This window comes from Kribbella yunnanensis, assembly GCF_039529655.1.
GTDB lineage: Bacteria > Actinomycetota > Actinomycetes > Propionibacteriales > Kribbellaceae > Kribbella > Kribbella yunnanensis.
In genome coordinates this window covers 392,007-410,152 of sequence record NZ_BAAANF010000017.1, presented here as the reverse complement: position 1 = coordinate 410,152, position 18,146 = coordinate 392,007, and the positions used below count along the sequence as shown (strand labels likewise).

General features: G+C 66.9%; 21 protein-coding genes. 14 read left to right on the top strand and 7 right to left on the bottom strand.

What is annotated here, in order from left to right:
• Positions 1-1,080 carry a BMP family lipoprotein gene (locus ABD231_RS25360; RefSeq protein ID WP_344156885.1) on the bottom strand — a complete coding sequence of 360 codons (1,080 nt, stop codon included), beginning with the start codon at positions 1,078-1,080 and terminating at the stop codon, positions 1-3.
• A 227-nt stretch (positions 1,081-1,307) separates the two neighbouring features.
• On the opposite strand from ABD231_RS25360, the gene ABD231_RS25355 reads away from it, so the two are divergent.
• Both ABD231_RS25355 and ABD231_RS25350 read left to right on the top strand, forming a co-directional pair.
• Complete coding sequence (locus ABD231_RS25355; protein WP_344156882.1) at positions 1,308-2,489, top strand: amidohydrolase; 1,182 nt, start codon at positions 1,308-1,310, stop codon at positions 2,487-2,489.
• A gap of 278 nt (positions 2,490-2,767) precedes the next feature.
• Positions 2,768-2,971, top strand: coding sequence for a hypothetical protein (locus tag ABD231_RS25350; protein WP_344156879.1), 204 nt, complete (start codon positions 2,768-2,770; stop codon positions 2,969-2,971).
• 327 nt (positions 2,972-3,298) lie between these two features.
• Here the strand turns inward: ABD231_RS25350 and ABD231_RS25345 are convergent, their stop codons facing one another.
• The gene (locus ABD231_RS25345; protein WP_344156876.1) at positions 3,299-4,879 is read right to left on the bottom strand and encodes an acyl-CoA mutase large subunit family protein; all 1,581 of its coding nucleotides are present in this window, start codon (positions 4,877-4,879) and stop codon (positions 3,299-3,301) included.
• 122 nt (positions 4,880-5,001) lie between these two features.
• Here ABD231_RS25345 and ABD231_RS25340 point away from each other — a divergent pair, with 122 nt between their 5' ends.
• The 4 genes from ABD231_RS25340 to ABD231_RS25325 all read left to right on the top strand — a co-directional run bounded on the left by ABD231_RS25340 (position 5,002) and on the right by ABD231_RS25325 (position 8,170).
• Entirely contained in the window at positions 5,002-5,232 is a 231-nt protein-coding gene (locus tag ABD231_RS25340) for an AbrB/MazE/SpoVT family DNA-binding domain-containing protein (RefSeq protein WP_344156873.1), read from the top strand.
• Positions 5,219-5,659 carry a type II toxin-antitoxin system VapC family toxin gene (locus tag ABD231_RS25335; RefSeq protein ID WP_344156871.1) on the top strand — a complete coding sequence of 147 codons (441 nt, stop codon included), beginning with the start codon at positions 5,219-5,221 and terminating at the stop codon, positions 5,657-5,659. Before ABD231_RS25340 ends, ABD231_RS25335 begins: the two co-directional genes overlap by 14 nt.
• A gap of 154 nt (positions 5,660-5,813) precedes the next feature.
• Positions 5,814-6,938, top strand: a complete 1,125-nt coding sequence (locus ABD231_RS25330; RefSeq protein WP_344156869.1) for a glycosyltransferase family 4 protein — start codon at positions 5,814-5,816, stop codon at positions 6,936-6,938.
• A gap of 2 nt (positions 6,939-6,940) precedes the next feature.
• The gene (locus ABD231_RS25325; protein WP_344156867.1) at positions 6,941-8,170 is read left to right on the top strand and encodes a glycosyltransferase; all 1,230 of its coding nucleotides are present in this window, start codon (positions 6,941-6,943) and stop codon (positions 8,168-8,170) included.
• A gap of 4 nt (positions 8,171-8,174) precedes the next feature.
• Here ABD231_RS25325 and ABD231_RS25320 read toward each other — a convergent pair whose 3' ends face one another.
• Complete coding sequence (locus ABD231_RS25320) at positions 8,175-8,990, bottom strand: MBL fold metallo-hydrolase (protein ID WP_344156866.1); 816 nt, start codon at positions 8,988-8,990, stop codon at positions 8,175-8,177.
• Positions 8,991-9,272: 282 nt separating this feature from the next.
• On the opposite strand from ABD231_RS25320, the gene sdhC reads away from it, so the two are divergent.
• Genes sdhC through ABD231_RS25300 form a run of 4 tightly spaced genes read left to right on the top strand, consistent with a single transcriptional unit; the run spans position 9,273 to position 12,567 of the window.
• Complete coding sequence (gene sdhC, locus ABD231_RS25315; protein ID WP_344156864.1) at positions 9,273-9,650, top strand: succinate dehydrogenase, cytochrome b556 subunit; 378 nt, start codon at positions 9,273-9,275, stop codon at positions 9,648-9,650.
• A 1-nt stretch (position 9,651) separates the two neighbouring features.
• Positions 9,652-10,107, top strand: coding sequence for a succinate dehydrogenase hydrophobic membrane anchor subunit (locus tag ABD231_RS25310; RefSeq protein WP_344156862.1), 456 nt, complete (start codon positions 9,652-9,654; stop codon positions 10,105-10,107).
• 13 nt (positions 10,108-10,120) lie between these two features.
• A complete protein-coding gene (sdhA, locus tag ABD231_RS25305; protein WP_344156859.1) occupies positions 10,121-11,863 on the top strand; it encodes a succinate dehydrogenase flavoprotein subunit in 1,743 nt (580 codons plus the stop codon).
• Entirely contained in the window at positions 11,863-12,567 is a 705-nt protein-coding gene (locus tag ABD231_RS25300; protein ID WP_344156856.1) for a succinate dehydrogenase iron-sulfur subunit, read from the top strand. The genes sdhA and ABD231_RS25300 overlap by 1 nt, the downstream gene beginning before the upstream one ends.
• Before the next feature lie 197 nt (positions 12,568-12,764).
• Here ABD231_RS25300 and ABD231_RS25295 read toward each other — a convergent pair whose 3' ends face one another.
• On the bottom strand, positions 12,765-13,805 hold the full coding sequence (locus ABD231_RS25295) for a hypothetical protein (RefSeq protein WP_344156854.1): 1,041 nt from the start codon (positions 13,803-13,805) through the stop codon (positions 12,765-12,767).
• A gap of 109 nt (positions 13,806-13,914) precedes the next feature.
• Between ABD231_RS25295 and ABD231_RS25290 the strand changes: the two genes are divergently transcribed.
• Both ABD231_RS25290 and ABD231_RS25285 read left to right on the top strand, forming a co-directional pair.
• Positions 13,915-14,409: an RNA polymerase sigma factor gene (locus tag ABD231_RS25290; RefSeq protein ID WP_344156851.1), complete on the top strand. Its 495-nt coding sequence runs from the start codon at positions 13,915-13,917 to the stop codon at positions 14,407-14,409.
• Positions 14,402-15,610, top strand: coding sequence for a WD40/YVTN/BNR-like repeat-containing protein (locus ABD231_RS25285; RefSeq protein WP_344156849.1), 1,209 nt, complete (start codon positions 14,402-14,404; stop codon positions 15,608-15,610). Before ABD231_RS25290 ends, ABD231_RS25285 begins: the two co-directional genes overlap by 8 nt.
• Here the strand turns inward: ABD231_RS25285 and ABD231_RS25280 are convergent.
• Positions 15,607-16,014 carry a MarR family winged helix-turn-helix transcriptional regulator gene (locus ABD231_RS25280; RefSeq protein ID WP_344156846.1) on the bottom strand — a complete coding sequence of 136 codons (408 nt, stop codon included), beginning with the start codon at positions 16,012-16,014 and terminating at the stop codon, positions 15,607-15,609. The genes ABD231_RS25285 and ABD231_RS25280 overlap by 4 nt on opposite strands.
• A 54-nt stretch (positions 16,015-16,068) precedes the next feature.
• On the opposite strand from ABD231_RS25280, the gene ABD231_RS25275 reads away from it, so the two are divergent.
• Positions 16,069-16,803 (top strand): alpha/beta fold hydrolase, encoded by a 735-nt coding sequence (locus tag ABD231_RS25275; protein WP_344156843.1) that lies wholly within the window; start codon positions 16,069-16,071, stop codon positions 16,801-16,803.
• An 18-nt stretch (positions 16,804-16,821) separates the two neighbouring features.
• Positions 16,822-17,115, top strand: coding sequence for a hypothetical protein (locus tag ABD231_RS25270; protein WP_344156840.1), 294 nt, complete (start codon positions 16,822-16,824; stop codon positions 17,113-17,115).
• Here ABD231_RS25270 and ABD231_RS25265 read toward each other — a convergent pair.
• Both ABD231_RS25265 and ABD231_RS25260 read right to left on the bottom strand, forming a co-directional pair.
• Entirely contained in the window at positions 17,095-17,922 is an 828-nt protein-coding gene (locus tag ABD231_RS25265) for a M55 family metallopeptidase (RefSeq protein ID WP_344156838.1), read from the bottom strand. The two genes, ABD231_RS25270 and ABD231_RS25265, sit on opposite strands and share 21 nt — an antisense overlap.
• Complete coding sequence (locus ABD231_RS25260; RefSeq protein WP_344156835.1) at positions 17,919-18,140, bottom strand: SCO4848 family membrane protein; 222 nt, start codon at positions 18,138-18,140, stop codon at positions 17,919-17,921. Before ABD231_RS25260 ends, ABD231_RS25265 begins: the two co-directional genes overlap by 4 nt.
• Positions 18,141-18,146: the final 6 nt, after the last annotated feature.

The following is an 18,146-nucleotide window of genomic DNA, read 5'->3' as shown; positions in this document are numbered from 1 at the left end:
TCAGGACGCCTTCGGCTGCGCCTGGGACGTGATGGTGATCTTGCCGCCGATGATGTCGGTCTTGATCTGGTCCAGCTCGGTCTTCAGCTCGGCCGGGACCTTGCTGTCGAACTCGTGGAACGGAGCCAGCGACGTACCGCCGTTCTCCAGCGTGCCGATGAACTGCTTGTTGTCGAACTTGTTGTCGACGACGGAGACGATCGCGTCCTGGACGGCGACGTCCATCCCCTTCTTGACGCTGGTGATCAGCACCGAGCAGTACTCCGCGGCGGACTCGCAGCCGTCGGTGTCGACCCAGATCGCGTTGACCTTGCCGTTGCTGGCCTTGGCCGCCTGCAGACCGCCCAGACCCGACGGGCCGGCGACCGGGAAGATGATGTCGGCGCCCTGGGTGATCAGGTTCTGGGCGTTGTTCTGGCCCTTCGCCTTGTCCTCGAAGTCACCGGTGAACAGGCCCTCCTGCTTGGCCTCGTCCCAGCCGAGCAGGGTGACGTTCTTCGACTTCTGCTTGTTGTAGTACGCCACGCCCTCGGCGAAGCCGTCCATGAAGATCGTCACCGGCGGGATCTTGACGCCGCCGAAGGTGCCGACCTTGCCGGACTTGGACAGCGCCGCGGCCAGGTAACCGGCCTGGAAGCTGGACTGCGCGGTGTTGAAGCCGAGCGGCTTCACGTTGGCGATCGGCTTGGCCGGGGCCGAGTCGACGATCGCGAACTTGATCCCGGGGTTGTCGGTCGCCGCCTTGTCGGTGGCGTCCTCGAGCTTGAAGCCCACGGCGACGATCACGTTGCACTTCGCGGTGACCATCGCGGTCATGTTGGTCGGGTAGTCGTTGTCCGACTTCGACTCCGCCTTGACCTCGCTGAGGCCCTTGGCCTTGACCGCGTCCTGCAGACCCTTGTACGACGTCTGGTTGAACGACTTGTCGTCGAAACCGCCGGAGTCGGAGACCATGCAGGCCTTGAAGGCCTTGTTGTCGGTCCCTCCGGTGCTGCCGCTTTCCGTCGGCTTGCTACCACAAGCTGCGACAGCGAGCGTCAGTACGCCCACGATCGCGGTTCCCCGCACAAACTTCTTCACCGGACGTCTCCTTCGTCGTACCAGATCGTTTGCCCGCACGCCTGCCCCTGCGTGCCATCCGCAGACTATAGGGGCGGCCAGTGTTAGTTAGAACGCCAAGATGACCTCGATACCGGAAAGTGACCGGCACTTTCGTCACATTTCCGCAACTCCTGCGGCACGATCACCGACCGCCCGGCGCCGTAACGGAGAGTGAACGATTCAGGCCTCGTGTCACAATCGCGGGCATGAGTCATCACCTGCTGGTCGCGGATGTCCTTGCCCGGGTCGAGGAAGTCCGCGAGACCACAGTCGAGCTGCGCCGGGACCTGCACGCCCACCCCGAGCTCGGCTGGCACGAAGTCCGGACCACCGACATCCTGGAGCTCATCCTCAAGGACGCCGGCCTGTCACCCCGCGTGCTGCCGACCGGGACCGGACTCATCTGCGACATCGGTTCCGGTGACTCCTGTGTGGCGCTGCGCGCGGACATCGATGCGCTCCCGGTCCCCGACGGCGTCGAGGCGCCTTGGCGGTCGACGATCGACGGAGTGGCGCACGCCTGCGGTCACGACATCCACACCGCCGGCCTGGTCGGTGCCGGGCTGGTTCTCGCCGGGATGGCCCGCGACGGCGTGTTGGACCGCCGGGTCCGCCTCATCTTCCAGCCGGCCGAAGAGGTCATGCCCGGTGGTGCACTCGGCGTGATCGCGGCGGGTGGGTTGGACGGCGTACGGCGTATCTATGGCGTCCACTGCGACCCCCGCCTGCAGGTAGGCCAGATCGGCCTGCGTGTCGGCGCCCTGACCGCAGCCGCCGACCGCATCCTCGTCCGCCTGAGCGGCCCCGGCGGCCACACCTCCCGCCCCCACCTCACCGGCGACCTCGTCTACGCCCTGGCCACCCTCGTCACCGAACTCCCCGCGGCCCTGTCCCGCCGAGTCGATCCCCGCGCCGGCATGTCCCTCGTCTGGGGCCGCATCACCTCCGGCTCCGCCGCCAACGCCATCCCCTCCCGAGGCGAAGCCGAAGGCACCCTCCGCTGCCTGGACGTCAACGCCTGGCGCCAAGCCGCCGACCTCATCCCAGCCTTGGCGAACCAACTAGTCGCCCCCTACGGCATCCAGGTAGACACCGAAGTAACCCACGGCGTCCCCCCAGTCATGAACGACCCCACCGCCATCGAAACCCTCCGCAACGCCACCCAGCAAACCCTAGGCACCGGCGCCATCAGCCCCACCGACCAGTCGTTGGGCGGCGAAGACTTCGCCTGGTACCTGGAACACGTCCCCGGCGCCATGGCCCGCCTAGGAGTCCGCCCACCCACCCTCGACACCACCGGCGACCTCCACACCCCCACCTTCGACCCCTCCGAAGAGTCAATCTCCCTAGCCACCACGCTGTTGACCTCCGCCGCCCTCCTCGACTGAACAGACCCCCGCTCCGCGGCGGCGGGTGCGGACCGCCAACACTCACCAAGTACCGCGGCACCAACTCCCTCACGCTCAAGCGGCGGCCGATAACTGGCGTCGGAAGGAGTTGGTGAGTGGCACAGGTCCGGCTCACCGCGAGCACCGAGGCTGCCGATACTGGCGGGTCCGGACCTGCGGCCCATCACAACTGCACGCCGTGCCAAGCTCAACGCGTAAGCGACCATCCAGAACGCAATTGTGATGGCCCGGGTGTCCGGGTGCGGGAGGATGGAGGCATGCCTGGCAAGGAGAAGTTGTCGGTGACTGTCGACCGGACCGTGGCCGACGCTGCTCGGACTGCGGTATCTGCGGGTCGCGCGCCAAGTGTGAGCGCATGGGTCAACGCGGCCCTCCGCTGGCAACTTGCGCAGGAACGGCGAGCGCCGGTCCTCGATCGGTTCATGACCGATGACGCAGAGCAGGAGCATTCCGGCAGTTAGCTCTTGCCGACCCTCATTCGCAGGGCCCAGTGAGGGGCACATGCTTGCAGCCGCGACGCCGGCCGGCAGCAGACGGGTGGCGGGTGCGCTCGCTGGTTGTGCCGTCCGCGGACTCCCATCACCCACCAACCCTTGCCGCGATCGCGGTCTCACGCATGGCGGAACTCAGTTGGCGGGCATTCGGAGGAGTTAGTGGGTGGTGCGTGTCCGCACATGCCTGCACCGCGCCGGCGGTCTCAGGTGGCGCGGCGGGTTGCGCGCCTCGCCGAAGGCGCAAAGGACTGCCGCCGCGTAGCGGTGTCCTTTGGACCTCTTCCTCTTTCCTCTTCAGAAGGTGTCGGCGGGGGTGTAGATGCCCCAGACTTCGCGGAGGGTGTTGCAGACTTCGCCTACGGTGGCTCGGGCTTTGAGGGCTCGTTTCATGGGGTAGAGGCAGTTGTCGCTGCCTTCGGCGGCTTTCTTGAGGTCGGCTAGCGCCTCGTCTACCTCGGTCTGGTCGCGTTCGGTGCGGAGGGTGGCTAGGCGGGCCACCTGCTGGGCTTCGATGGCGGGGTCTACGCGGAGGGGTTCGTAGGGTTCTTCGTCGGTGATCTTGAACTTGTTCATGCCGACGACCACGCGCTCGGCCGCGTCGATCTCCAGGGAGATGCGGTACGCCGACTGCTCGATCTCGTGTTTCTGGAAACCCTTCTCGATCGCGGCGACCGCACCGCCGTACTCCTCGACCTGGTTCATCAGCTCGACGGCTTCGGCTTCGACCTTGTCGGTCAGCGCCTCGACGACATACGAGCCGGCGAAGGGATCCACGGTCGCGGTGATATCGGTTTCGTAGGCAAGGACCTGCTGCGTGCGCAGCGCCAGCCGGGCGGCCTTCTCGGTCGGGAGGGCGATCGCTTCGTCGTACGAGTTGGTGTGCAGCGACTGCGTTCCACCCAGTACGGCGGCCAGCCCCTGCACGGCGACTCGGACGAGGTTCACTTCGGGCTGCTGCGCGGTCAGCTGCACGCCGGCGGTCTGGGTGTGGAACCGCAGCATCTGCGACTTCGGGTTCTTCGCGCCGAACTCGTCCCGCATCACGCGCGCCCAGATCCGCCGCGCGGCGCGGAACTTCGCGACCTCTTCGAGCAACGTCGTACGAGCGACGAAGAAGAACGACAACCGCGGTGCGAACTCGTCGACATCCAGCCCGGACGCGACCGCGGCCCGGACGTACTCGATCCCGTCGGCCAGCGTGAACGCGATCTCCTGCGCAGGCGTCGCCCCGGCCTCGGCCATGTGATAGCCGGAGATCGAGATCGTGTTCCAGCGCGGCAGTTCCGCCTTGCAGTACGCGAAGATGTCGCTGATCAGCCGCAGCGACTCCTTCGGCGGATAGATGTAGGTTCCGCGCGCGATGTATTCCTTCAGTACGTCGTTCTGGATCGTCCCGGTGAGTTTGTCACCGGCGACCCCCTGCTCCTCCGCGACGAGTTGGTACAGCAGCAGGAGCACCGATCCCGGCGCGTTGATCGTCATCGAGGTGGACACCTGGTCCAGCGGGATCCGGTCGAACAGCACTCGCATGTCGTCGATCGAGTCGATCGCCACGCCGACCTTGCCGACCTCGCCGGACGCGATCGGGGCGTCGGAGTCGTACCCCATCTGGGTCGGCAGGTCGAAGGCGACCGACAACCCCATCGTCCCGGCGTCGATCAGCTGGTGGTACCGCTGGTTCGACTCCGCGGCCGTGCCGAACCCGGCGTACTGGCGCATCGTCCACGGCCGCTGCGTGTACATCGTCGGGTAGACCCCACGGGTGAACGGGAACTTCCCCGGCTCCCCCAGTTTCTCGGCCGGCTCGAACCCGTCCAGCGCGCCCGCGTCGTACACCGGCGCGAACTCGAATCCGGACTCACTGCGATGACTCATCTTCCCACCGTAGGCGGAACCACCCCTCCACTGGTATGCACCACCCGGGTGAGATCGGGCACGCCGGAGTCACCTGCTGGTAGGATTCCTACTGGTTGGATTCCTACCGTGAAGGAGCCTCGATGAAGCTCAGAGCCAAGGGCCAGGTGACGATCCCCACCGACGTCCGCGAGCACCTCGGTCTGCATGAGGGCGACGAGGTCGAGTTCGCCATCCGCGACAACCTCGTGGTGATGAGCAGAGCCGAGCACAATCGCTCCCACGGCCGGCAGATCGCGAGCCGCCTGCGCGGACGCGGCTCCAGTGGGATGAGCACCGACGAGATCATGGATCTGCTGCGTGGCGAGGACTGAGCTCAGCGTCGTCCGGCGTCCGACCACGCTGGTCGACGCCAACGTGATCCTCGATCTGACCACCAACGATCCCCAGTGGGCCGACTGGTCGGAGGACGCGCTCGCCCAGGCGGCCGACGACGGGCCCCTGGTCATCAACGCGATCGTGTACGCCGAAGTGTCGGTGGACTTCGCATCGATCGAGGAGCTGGACGAGACTCTCGACGAGAGCGGGATCCGGCGTGAACCGCTGCCGTTCGAGGCAGGCTTCCTGGCCGGCAAGGCGTACGTCGCCTATCGCCGGCGAGGCGGGTCCCGCAGATCCCCGCTGGCCGACTTCTACATCGGCGCACATGCCGCAGTGGCCGGCTACCGGCTGCTGACCCGGGACACTGGCCGCTACAGCAGCTACTTCCCGTCCGTGAGTCTGCTCACCCCGGACAGCTGACCCTGCTGGTCCCCGGAGTTCGCGTGTGAGCAACCAGGAGCCGCTCGCTCGTCACCGGGGAGACATCAAGCGGCCTTGAAGGCGTCGACAGGGAATCCACAACGTGTTACGAGAGTGTCGCCGAGGGTTCATGCGCGGTCGGGAACCTGCAAACGTGCGAATCGTGATGGTTGCCGAGACCTTCCTGCCGCAGATCAATGGCGTGGCGAACACGGCTCGCCATGTCGCCGACCGGCTTCGGGCCCGCGGGCACGAGCTGCTCATCATCGCGCCCGGACCGGGCCCGGACAGCTATGGCGACGTACAGGTGATCCGGGCGCGGAGCTTCCGGACGCCTGGGTACAAGGAGTTTCCGGTCGGGCTGCCGGATCCGTCGATCGAGCGGGCGATGGCTGAGTTCAAGCCTGATCTGGTGCACCTGGCTTCGCCGTTCATCATCGGGGCCTATGGGCTGCGCGCCGCGCGCCGGCTGGGGTTGCCGACGGTGGCGATCTTCCAGACCGATATCGCCGGTTTCGCTCGGCAGTACCCGTGGTTCGCCGCGGCGGATCGTGGCATCTGGCGCTGGGTACGGCGGACGCATTCGCGCGCCGACCGCACTCTCGCGCCATCGACAGCATCGGTCGAGGCGCTCGTGCAGGGCGGCGTACCGCGGGTCTATCACTGGGGACGCGGTGTGAACCTCGACCTGTTCGATCCGCAGCACCGTGATGAGAGCTGGCGGCGCGAGATCTCGCCGGACGGCAAACCGATCGTCGGGTACGTCGGTCGCCTCGCAGCCGAGAAGAAGGTTCGGCGACTCGCCGAGCTGACCGATCTGGACTGCCGGATCGTGATCGTCGGCGACGGCCCGGACCGCGCCGCGCTGGAACATGCGTTGCCGCAGGCAACCTTTCTCGGAATGCGCCGGGGTGCGGACCTGGCCGCGATCTTCGCTGGGCTGGACGTGTTCGTGCACACCGGTGAGCACGAGACCTTCTGCCAGACGATCCAGGAGGCACAGGCCTCTGGTGTCGCCACCGTCGGCCCGGCCGCAGGCGGTCCGCTGGACCTGATCCACCCCGGCGTCAACGGTCTGCTCTTCGAACCTGGTCAGACCGGATCACTCCGCGACGCCGTCAAGACCCTCCTCGACCACCCCGAGGCCCGCGCCCGGATGGCGGCCAGCGGTCTCGAGCGAGTCCAGTCCCGTACCTGGCCGGCGGTGGTCGACGACCTGGTCGACCGGCACTATGCGCAAGTCCTCCGCGAAGCCGCCGCCGTACGGCAGGTGGCTTGAGCATGGGGAGCCTTCGAATCGCTCAGCTGGCGAACTTCGTCGGACCGACCTCCGGCGGCATGCGGACCGCCATCGAGCACATCGGTCAGGGGTACGTCGATGCCGGCGCGGACCGGATCGTCATCACCCCGGGCGAGCGGGACGCGATCATCGAGACCGACTACGGCACGGTCGTCCGGGTGAAGGCGCCGAAGGTGAGTGGCGGCTATCGGCTGATCACCACGCCGTGGAACGTGATCGACGTACTGAAGAAGTTCCAGCCGACGACGGTCGAGATCTCCGACAAGTCGACGCTGCTCCCGGTCGCGCGCTGGGCCCGAAAGAACGACATCGGCACGGTCTTGTTCAGCCACGAACGCCTGGACGCGATGCTCGCGCTCGGTGCCGCGCGACCTGGTCAGCTCGGCGGTCACGACGTACTGCGCCCGGGCCGGATGCTCGGCGAGGTCACCACCTACACCAGCCGCTGGACCGGTGAGAGCGTGCAGCGCCGCGCCGAAGGTGTGAAGGCCAGCCAGCTGCACGTGGTCGCTACCGTGGCCGCGCTCTACAAGATCCTCAGCCGCACGTACGACGCGGTCGTGGTGACGTCGCGATACGCGGCGGCCGAGTTCGACGACGTGACCACGCCCCTGGTCCGGATCCCACTCGGGGTCGACCTGGACACCTTCCACCCGTCACTCGGCAAGCCGGCCGATGACGGCGTACTGAAGCTCGTCCACGCCGGGCGGCTGTCCCGCGAGAAGAGCCCGCACCTCGCGGTCGCCACCGCCGCCGAGCTGCACCGCCGCGGCGTCAAGCTGCAGATGGACGTCTACGGCACCGGTCCGCATCTCGACGAACTGCTCGAGATCGCCGGCTCGGCGCCGATCACGTTCCACGGGTACGTCGACGGCCGCCGTACCCTCGCCAGGCATCTGGCCGAGGCGGACATCGCGCTGTCGGTCTGCCCGGGCGAGACGTTCGGCCTCGCCGTACTGGAGGCTCTCGCCGCCGGTACGCCGGTGGTCACGGCCAACACGGGTGGCGCCCGCGAGCTGGTCGACGAGACCTGCGGTCGCTGGGGCCAGGCCAACCCGGTCGCCCTGGCCGACGCCGTACTCCAGCTGGCCAAGGTCCCCAACCGCCGAGCCGCGGCCCGTCGCCGGGCCGAGCTCTACGACTGGGACACCTGCATCCGCCACATGCTCGCCCTCCACACCCGCCTGGCCCAGTCCCGCCTGGCGGCCTGAGCCTTCAGGTCAGGTGGTCGTAGTCGCCGCGGGTCCAGGCCATGTGGCGATCGGCAGAACGCCGTACGACGGCCTTGGCGTCGACGGGGATTACCGAGCCGAAGTTGTTGTAGAGGCGGTCGTAGTCGTACGGGTCTAGGGCGCGAGCCACGCGGTCGACGACTGCACCGGACAGCGGGATGCGGTTGGGGTAACTGCGCATGAAGCTGACCGAGGTGCGGTCGGGGTTCGCGAAGATCGTGTCGCCGGACAGGACCACACCCTTGCCCTCGGCACCATCCGCCCAGTGCACGACCGCGCTCCCCGGGAAATGACCGCCAGGCTGGATCAATGTGACGCCTGGCAACGGATTCAGCACGCCCTTCCAGGTCTGGATCACCGCGTCCTGGCGGGCGACCCAGTGGGCATCCGCCTCGGAGACATACACCGGTACGTTGCCGAGGCGGTGGCTCCACTCGACCTGGACGCCGTACATATGGGGGTGGCTGGCAACGATCCCGACCACGTCGCCGAGCTCCCGGATCCGCCGTACGGCGTCGTCGTCCAGATAGCCGATCGGGTCCCACAGCAGGTTGCCCTCGGACGTGGTGACCAGCATCGACTGCTGGCCGATTCCCACCGGCGGCTTCGACGTGACGCCGTACAGGCCGGGCTCGACCGGCTCGACGACCACCGACGTCCCTGCGGCGGCCAGCTCCTCCAGCGTCGTCCAGTGCTGACCGTCGGCCGGTACCCACTGCCGCTCGTCGGCGCAGATCGCACACACCTCGACCTGCTCGGAGTGCTCGACCGCACAGGTTGCACAGATCCAGAAACTCACCGTGATCTCCCCTCCATCGTCTTTTGACCGGACTCTCGCGGTTAAAGCTCAGTTGAAGTCAAGAACACAGTGGGGGTCACCGGTCGAGGGCCACTGCCGACCCTGGTTGCGGGGCCAATTAAGGGCAGGCTCCGACACGCGGGAGAGCGATGTCACACCTGTCAGGACAAAAGCGCCACGGCAGCAGGACTACCATCGAACCCGGCCGGGTTTTCGCCGGGCCGAGCCGAATCGCGGCAGCCGCACCGGCTCTCTTTTCCGAGATCCGATCGGAGGATCGGTTTGCCCAGCAAACCAGCCGGCACGCTCTACCGTGGCCGGGAGGGCATGTGGTCATGGGTCGCGCACCGGATCACCGGCGTGGGAATCTTCTTCTTCCTGCTCGTGCACGTACTCGACACCGCTCTGGTCCGGGTGTCGCCGGAGGCCTACAACGAGGTCATCGGCACCTACAAGAACCCGATCGTCGGCCTGATGGAGGTCGGCCTGGTCGGGGCCATCCTGTTCCACGCGTTCAACGGCATCCGGCTGATCCTGGTCGACTTCTGGGCCCAGGGCCCGCGCAACCAGCGCAAGCTGATGATCGGCGTCGGCGTGGTCTGGGTCGTGCTCTTCGTGCCGTTCGTGATCCGGCACCTCACCCACGTCTTCGGAGGCTGAGATGAGCGAGATCGCGGCCCCGCGGTCCAGCACCCGCGCCCGTTCGCTGAAGGGCGGCGGCCGGAACCGGTCCGGTCAGACGAACTTCGAGCTGTACAGCTGGCTGTTCATGCGCCTGTCCGGCCTGGCCCTCGTCGTACTGGTGCTCGGCCACCTGTTCGTGAACCTGATGCTCGGCGGCGGCATCACCGCCCTCGACTTCGCCTTCGTGGCCGGCAAGTGGGCCAACCCGCTCTGGCAGGTCTGGGACCTGCTGATGCTGTGGCTGGCCATGCTGCACGGCACCAACGGGATGCGCACGATCATCAACGACTACGCCGAGAAGGACCAGACACGGTTCTGGCTGAAGGCACTGCTGGTCACGGCGTCGATCGTGATCGTCGTCCTCGGCACCCTGGTCATCTTCACCTTCGATCCCTGCCTCGACCCCAGCAGCACGCTGTCGGTCTGCAAGTAAGGACAGTTCTCAGATGCAGCGGCATCAGTACGACGTGGTCATCGTCGGCGCCGGTGGGGCCGGTATGCGCGCGGCCCTGGAGTCCAGCAAGCGGACCCGGACCGCGGTGCTCACCAAGCTCTACCCGACCCGGTCGCACACCGGCGCGGCCCAGGGCGGCATGTGCGCCGCACTGGCCAACGTCGAGGAGGACAACTGGGAGTGGCACACCTTCGACACGGTCAAGGGTGGTGACTTCCTGGTCGACCAGGACGCGGCCGAGGTGATGTGCCGCGAGGCCGTCGACGCGGTCCTCGACCTGGAGAAGATGGGCCTGCCGTTCAACCGGACCGCCGAGGGCAAGATCGACCAGCGGTTCTTCGGCGGACACACCCGCAACCACGGCGAGGCCGTCGTGCGGCGTTCCTGTTTCGCCGCGGACCGTACCGGTCACATGATCCTGCAGACGCTGTACCAGCAGTGCATCAAGCAGAACGTCGAGTTCTTCAACGAGTTCTACGTTCTCGACCTGCTGATGGTCGGCGGCCGCGCGACCGGTGTCGTCGCCTATGAGTTGGCCACCGGCGAGCTGCACATCTTCAGCGCCAAGTCGATCGTGTTCGCCTCCGGCGGCTTCGGCAAGGTCTTCCGTACGACGTCCAACGCGCACACGTTGACCGGCGACGGCATGGGGATCGTGTGGCGCAAGGGGCTGCCGCTGGAGGACATGGAGTTCTTCCAGTTCCACCCGACCGGTCTCGCGGGTCTCGGCGTACTGCTGTCGGAGGCTGCTCGTGGTGAGGGCGGCATCCTGCGCAACGCGGACAACGAGCGCTTCATGGAGCGGTACGCACCGACCGTGAAGGACCTCGCGCCGCGTGACATGGTGGCGCGCGCGATGGCGAACGAGGTGCGCGAAGGCCGTGGTTGTGGGCCCGACAAGGCGTACGTCATGCTCGACCTGACGCACCTCGAGCCGGCGCATATCGACGCGAAGCTGCCGGATATCACGGAGTTCGCCCGGACGTATCTCGGTGTGGAGCCGTATACCGAGCAGATCCCGGTCTTCCCGACCGCGCACTACGCGATGGGCGGCATCCCGACCAACATCAAGGGCGAGGCGCTGGCCAACAACGACGACGTGATCCCCGGTCTGTACGCCGCGGGTGAGGTCGCGTGTGTGTCCGTGCATGGCGCGAACCGCCTTGGCACGAACTCGCTGCTCGACATCAACGTGTTCGGTCGGCGGGCGGGTATCGCGGCTGCGGAGTACGCGGCGACGGCTGCCTTCGAGGAGCTGCCGGCCGAGCCTGAGGCGTTCGTGGTCGACCTGATCGAGGGCATGCGGAACGCTTCCGGTTCGGAGCGGGTGGCGGCGATCCGCAACGACCTGCAGGCGACGATGGACCTGAACGCACAGGTGTACCGGACCGAGGGTTCGCTGAAGCAGGCGCTCGTGGACATCGAGTCGCTGAAGGAGCGCTTCGCCCAGGTATCCGTGCAGGACAAGGGGAAACGGTTCAACACCGACCTGCTCGAGGCCGTCGAACTCGGCTTCCTGATCGACCTGGCCGAAGTACTGGTCGTGTCTGCCCTTGCTCGTAAGGAATCTCGCGGCGGTCACTTCCGCGAGGACTACGACAAGCGCGACGACGTGAACTTCATGCGGCACACCATGGCGTACCGCGAACTCGATGCCGAGGGCAACGTCAATATCCGTTTGGACTACAAGCCGGTGATCCAGACCCGCTACAAGCCGATGGAGCGGAAGTACTGATGGACGTCAAGGTCAAGATCCTCCGGTACAACCCCGAGGTCGTCGACGAGGCGGAGTGGAAGACGTACGCCGTCACCTTGCAGCCGACCGACCGGGTCCTCGACGCACTGCACAAGATCAAATGGGAACAGGACGGGACGCTCACCTTCCGCCGGTCCTGCGCCCACGGCGTCTGCGGCTCCGACGCGATGCGCATCAACGGTCGCAACCGCCTTGCCTGCAAGACGCTCATCAAGGACCTGTCGCCGGAGAAGGAGATCACCGTCGAGCCCATCAAGGGCCTCCCGGTGCTCAAGGACCTCGTCGTCGACATGGAACCCTTCTTCGACGCCTACCGCTCGGTGATGCCCTTCCTCGTCACCAGCGGCCACGAGCCGACCCGCGAACGCATCCAGTCGCAGGCCGACCGCGACCGCTTCGACGACACCACCAAGTGCATCCTCTGCGCCGCCTGCACCACGTCCTGCCCCGTCTTCTGGTCCGACGGCCAGTACTTCGGCCCCCAAGCCATCGTCGGCGCCCACCGCTTCATCTTCGACAGCCGCGACGAAGGCACCGAACAGCGCCTCGAAATCCTGAACGACAAAGAAGGCGTCTGGCGCTGCCGAACCACCTTCAACTGCACCGACGCCTGCCCCCGAGGCATCGAAGTCACGAAGGCCATCCAAGAAGTAAAACGAGCCCTCATCTTCCGCCGAGTCTGACCATCGGTTCACCAGCCTCTGCCCGCCCTGCGCGGTCAGAGGCTGTTCCTTTGTGCGCGCCGGAGCGGACGATCGCGGACCCAGACAGCTCATCAATTGTCGTTGGCGGGGTGTGCCCAGGCGTGGCGGGTGCCGCCGGGAGCAATTGTGGAGTGCCCTGGGTCCGGCTGTTGAGGTGAATGGGAGGGGTACCGCGGCTAGGCGAGGTGGTGGGTTTGGGCTAGGTGTAGGAGGGCGGCGCCGGCTGCTTGCATGGGTTGGTGGTGGACGAAGTTGCCGACGACCTCGGGGGTGAAGAGTTGTGGGGCCAGGACTCGACCTTCGTCGTTTCGTTCGACCAGGTTGGCGAACAGGTCATCGAAGAGGGGTGCATCGATCGACACGACGGTGAGCAGGTCTGTTGCGAAGGTGAGTGGGTCGACGCCGAGCCCGACGCAGTGCGCCCGCACCGAGCCGTCTGCCAGGCCGGCCTCGAGACGGGCCGCGAACGGCCAATCGTCGTACTCGATCGGGGCGGCGTCGCTTCCGTAGTCCTCGGACTCGCCTAGTAGCTCCTCGGCCAGTTCGCGGACGATGTTCCGCCAGAGGGAGAAGTCGTGCTGCTCGTTCCAGGCGGCCGCTGCGCTCGGCTGGAAGATGCCGACGGGGACGACTTGGTAGAGACCGCCCGCGTGGCCGACCTTCTTCGGATCACGCCAATGGACGAAGAAGGTTGACTCGCCGGCTTCGGCGCGAAGGGTCAGTGTGCTGATCGCGACGTTGGTCGGTCGCCGGGACAGGTTCCACGGTTCCCCGATGGCGGCCCGCAAACCACCGACCCCGGCGGCGTACTCGTGAGCGGCCGCCTCCCCCGTGTTGATGCTGTCGAAGTAGGTACCGCGACCGAAGCGCAGTACCGGATCCGCTCCAGCCAGATCCGCCGAGATCAACCGATAGGTGGGCCGGTCCTCGAAGACCGCCGGCGCCGCCAGGCCGCGAATCGCCTCCGCGTACGAGCTGTAGCCGGGCGGCAAGGACTCCTGAGCAGCGGGTTCAAGTCCCGTCACTCCGGAGAAGACCGCGTCCGGATCGAACTCGAGCCGCACCGAGGTCAGTGGGATGGGCTCGGCCGGAATCCAGGACGCCGGCGCCAGCAATGGCGTACCCGCGACTCGGCGTTCCGCCGGAAACTCACCCGCCGCTTCCACGGCCAGCTGATACCGGTTCTCGACCAACTGCCGCCGTACGTCGAGCCACATACGGCGAATGCTCTCATTCCGCCGAATGTGATCTAGCACACATTCAGCAACCGGCTCCTACCCGCCAAGAGTCGTGCGGGCAGAGGCTGGGTGCTGACTGGGGGTCGCGATGGAAAGCCTGCGCGAGGTGTACGACGGCTGCTACCGCCGCCTGGTCGGGCAGCTGTACGGGCTGTGCGGAAGCCTGAGCGAGGCCGAGGACGCCGTCCAGGAAGCCTTCGTCCGGGCGATCGAGAAACCCCAGCGCTTCGCCCACGTCGACAACCCCGAAGCGTGGCTCCGCATGGTCGCCCTGAACGTCGCCCGCAGCCGCTTCCGCCGCAACAGCACGTTCCACCGCATCATCAGCCGCACCGGCCCACCACCAGACTCGGTCCCCGGCCTCACCCCCGACCACGTCGCCCTCGTCGACGCCCTCCGCCGACTGCCGTGGGACCAACGTGAAGCCATCACCCTGCATCACATCGTCGACCTCTCCGTCCGCGAGATCGCCGCCCAGCTAGGCATCCCCGAAGGCACCGTCAAAGCCCGCCTGACCCGAGGCCGAGCCCGCCTGGCACCCCTGCTCAGCACCTTCGCCGAAGAGGAGGTCGACCATGTCTGACCTCAAAGACCTGGCCTTCACCGTCCAGAGCGCGGTCGATGCTCCCGCCTTCGAAACCCTTGCCCGCAAGGCAGTCCACCGCCGCAACCGCCGTCGGGTATCCGTTGCCGCCGCGATCTCCACAGTCGTCGCCGCCATACTTCTGGTCACGACAGTCAACCCGCACTCGAACGACGCCCCGATCACTCCGGAGCCGACAAGGACTCCCGCGCCGACCGCCCCGGGATCGGACAAGAAGGGGCAGGCGTTCGCCTACGACTCCACTGCGAGGCTCAACTCCACGGTGCTGACGTCACCGACTCGCTGGGCCGCGAGCTGGTCCCATTGCCCGTCACAGGGCGCTGAGTGCGAGTTCACCGCCGTACTGGGCCTGCACGGGCGAGTCGCCTTCGCCCCGGTCCAGTCGCAGATGTACATGCTCCTGCGGTCCCGCGACGAACCGATGCTCGCGTCCCCGCCCACCCAGGGCACGACCGAAAACTGGTCGGACGGCGCGCTGATCCGGCTTACCGAGAGGGGCGTCGTACGGACCCGCCTGAGACATGTCGCTGCGTCGCAGACCTTCCAGGACGACGAGATCCTCACCGACGAGTGGGGCACCATCTCGGTCATCAACCCGAAGACGTCGACGATGCGCGACCTCACCTTCCCCACGGAGGTGGACGCGTCGTTGGCCCGCGGCCTGACTCGCGACAACACCGGTCGATGGTGGCTCCTGAGCGGCGGGATCCGGAGCAACATCCTGTGGTCGGAAGACCGCGGGAAGACCTGGCAGCAGGCACCGCTCGATCCCGACCACGACGCCGCCGACCTGTCGGTGAGCCCGAACGGAAAGACAGTCGTCGCAACCTCCACCGTCGATGAAAGCAACCCGCAGGCGCTCGCGACGATGAAGGTCTCCACCGACGCCGGGAAGACCTGGACTGTCGTGACCGAGCGGCCGGCCGAAAGCAGAGGCGGCCCCATCGCGTACGACGACGGCACCGTCATCATGTTCGGTCCGGCGGCCGGCGATACCGGCGTCGCGCGCTACCGCATCACCGGCAACCGCTCCCAGCAGCTCGGTTTCGGACCTGGGGAGTCGGCCGGGCTGGCAACCACGAACCAGCTGACCTACGCCCTCGACCTCCGCGGAGGCCAAACGCGAGTCGGCATCAGCTCGGATCGTGGTGGGAGCTGGAGCTACTTCGAGCCGCGTTAGGCGCCGGCTTTGGTGAGGAGTTTCAGGAGGGTGGTGCGTTCGGCGGGGGTCAGGGTGCCGACTGAGTCGGCTAGGGCGGACTCCACGAAGGTGGCACCTTGTTTGCGGAGCAGGTCGCCTTCGGGGGTCAGGCGGTGGCGGACGGCGCGGCCTGGGCCTTCGACGCGTTCGATCAGGCCGCGGGCGACCATCCGGGTGGCCAGGGAGCCCATGGACTGGTCGGTCTGGAAGGTCAGTTGAGCCAGGTCATGGAGGGACGCCTCGGGGTGCTCGTGGAGGCGGCGGAGGACATCCCATTGCGGGAGGGAGATGCCGAGGGGCGCCAGGCGCTTGCTCATCTCGGTGTGGTGCCGCCACTGGAGGCGCTTCACAGCGATGCCGACGTCCTGAACCGTGGTCTCCACGCAGCGAATCTTACCAGGTTGTTTATATAAGGACATTGATCTAAGGTTCCTTATATGAAGATCATCGAGTACGGCGCCGGCCGTCCTGTCCTGCTTCTCCATGGCGGCGGTGGGCCGCAGACCGTCGAGCCGTTCGGCGCGCGACTGGCCGAGGCGCTCGGCGTGCGCGTCGTCGTACCGACGCATCCCGGGTTCGGTGGGACGACGCGGCCGGAGGACCTGACCACGATCGCAGGGTTGGCTCGGGAGTACGTCGGCCTGCTCGACGAACTGGATCTCACCGGGGTGACTGTGGTCGGGAACTCGATCGGCGGGTGGATCGCGGCTGAGCTGGCGCTGCTCGGTTCGCCGCGGGTGAACGCACTCGTCCTGGTCGACGCGGTCGGGATCGAGGTGCCCGGCCACCCGGTCGCGGACTTCTTCAACCTCACGTTCCCCGAGATCGCCCAGCTCAGCTACCACGACCCGGCGCGGTTCCAGATCGATCCGACCGCCCTTCCGCCGGAGGCTCAGGCGATGCTCGCGGGCAACCGCGCGACGCTGGCCGTGTACGCCGAGAAGATGACCGACCCCGGTCTTCGCGAGCGGCTGCGCGGCATCGCCGTACCGACCCTCGTGATCTGGGGTGACGCCGATCGGATCGTCGATCCCGACTACGGCCGGGCGTACGCGGCCGCCGTACCGGGCGCTCGCTTCGAGCTACTCGCGCAGACCGGCCACCTGCCACAACTGGAGAGCCCGGAACTACTCCTCGAGGCGCTGCGGAGCTTCACGTCAGCAAGCACGTGAGGGCCCATACTGGCGGGCATGGATTGGGCGAGGGTGGCTAACGGGCGGTTGCTGGCGGCGGCTTATGTGGTGGGGTTTGTTGCGTGGCTGGTCGGCGTTGTATTGATCTTGGTCGGCCAGTTCACTGGGGGTTCGATCGTGGGGACGGTGGTGGGGATCGGGTTCTTTGCGGTTGGGCAGGCGTTGATCTCGGTTGTTGCGTTCGCGGTGCGCGGGAGCTTTCAGTCGTCGTTCTCGCAGGCTTGGCAGCGGTTGAGTATGGGGCTTGAGTTGTCGTCTGCTGCTCGGGCGTTAGCAGTACGGCGGGTTTGAGGTGACTGCGGTGGCGACGCGGAGGTAGAGGTTGAAGAGGCGGTAGAGCTGGAGCATGTCGTCGGTGACCGTCACGGTGCGGTCGTCGTGGCGGGTTACGCCGGGGATGGCGGTGAGGTGGGAGGCCACGGAGGCGGACTGCCAGCGGACGGTGAGGGTACGGCGGTCTGCGGCGGCCGCGACGGTTGGCATGGAGCGGAGGGCGGAAGCAGCTCCGGATTCGATGGCGGCGCGGGCTTCGGCGACCGGGACCAGCTGGGCGGCGAAGCGGTCCTTGGCGTACTTCACCGGGACGGTGTGGATGCGGTCGTTCCAGGCCACGGCCTCGGCGCAGGCGGCGTCGTCGCCGGTGAGGAGGGCGAGAGGGACGCCGTACGCTGCGGCTGTTGCTTCGAAGAGGCCTATTTCGCCGGTGACCTGGTCGTCCAGCCAGATGTCTTCGATCTCGTGGCCCATGAAGCTGTGGCTGAGTACGCCGAGGATGCCGGCGCGGGCGTGGAAGCCGACGCACAGCACGGCGTCGTACGACGCGGAGAGACCCTCGATCATGCCCATCGGCTTCGGGCGGCCCTTGATCAGGGTGGCGCGCGGGTCCAGCTGGTCGGGCAGCAGGTTGCGCATCGGGCCATGGGCGTCGTTGACCAGTACGGCGGTCGCGCCGGCCGCGTAGGCGCCGCGGATGGCGGCGTTCACGTCTTCGGTCATCATCACGCGGCCGCGTTCGTAGTCGCGGCCGGGCGGTTGTACGTCTTCGGCGTCGACCAGGCCGGTGATGCCTTCCATGTCCGCGCTGATGTAGACCTTCACGACGAGGTGACCTTGGCCGCCTTGTAGGCGCGGACTCCCCAGGTGCCGAGGACGGCCGCGATCACCAGGTTCACCACGATCAGGATCGTGTGGGCGACGTAGTACCCGGTCGGGCGGTTCTCGGTGTCGACCAGCGCTTTGATGAACCGCAGATACGTAACAACGTTCCAGAGCGCGATTCCGAGCAGGACGAAAGCATGCTTGCGTTCGAGTTTCACCCCGCC

What these genes read in the sequence shown, in the direction of transcription:
- ABD231_RS25355 (WP_344156882.1), top strand. Translation starts at nt 1,308, where the DNA reads ATGAGTCATCACCTGCTGGTCGCGGATGTCCTTGCCCGGGTCGAGGAA.
- ABD231_RS25350 (WP_344156879.1), top strand. Translation starts at nt 2,768, where the DNA reads ATGCCTGGCAAGGAGAAGTTGTCGGTGACTGTCGACCGGACCGTGGCC.
- ABD231_RS25345 (WP_344156876.1), bottom strand. Translation starts at nt 4,879, where the DNA reads ATGAGTCATCGCAGTGAGTCCGGATTCGAGTTCGCGCCGGTGTACGAC.
- ABD231_RS25340 (WP_344156873.1), top strand. Translation starts at nt 5,002, where the DNA reads ATGAAGCTCAGAGCCAAGGGCCAGGTGACGATCCCCACCGACGTCCGC.
- ABD231_RS25325 (WP_344156867.1), top strand. Translation starts at nt 6,941, where the DNA reads ATGGGGAGCCTTCGAATCGCTCAGCTGGCGAACTTCGTCGGACCGACC.
- ABD231_RS25310 (WP_344156862.1), top strand. Translation starts at nt 9,652, where the DNA reads ATGAGCGAGATCGCGGCCCCGCGGTCCAGCACCCGCGCCCGTTCGCTG.
- sdhA (WP_344156859.1), top strand. Translation starts at nt 10,121, where the DNA reads ATGCAGCGGCATCAGTACGACGTGGTCATCGTCGGCGCCGGTGGGGCC.
- ABD231_RS25300 (WP_344156856.1), top strand. Translation starts at nt 11,863, where the DNA reads ATGGACGTCAAGGTCAAGATCCTCCGGTACAACCCCGAGGTCGTCGAC.
- ABD231_RS25295 (WP_344156854.1), bottom strand. Translation starts at nt 13,805, where the DNA reads ATGTGGCTCGACGTACGGCGGCAGTTGGTCGAGAACCGGTATCAGCTG.
- ABD231_RS25290 (WP_344156851.1), top strand. Translation starts at nt 13,915, where the DNA reads ATGGAAAGCCTGCGCGAGGTGTACGACGGCTGCTACCGCCGCCTGGTC.
- ABD231_RS25285 (WP_344156849.1), top strand. Translation starts at nt 14,402, where the DNA reads ATGTCTGACCTCAAAGACCTGGCCTTCACCGTCCAGAGCGCGGTCGAT.
- ABD231_RS25275 (WP_344156843.1), top strand. Translation starts at nt 16,069, where the DNA reads ATGAAGATCATCGAGTACGGCGCCGGCCGTCCTGTCCTGCTTCTCCAT.
- ABD231_RS25270 (WP_344156840.1), top strand. Translation starts at nt 16,822, where the DNA reads ATGGATTGGGCGAGGGTGGCTAACGGGCGGTTGCTGGCGGCGGCTTAT.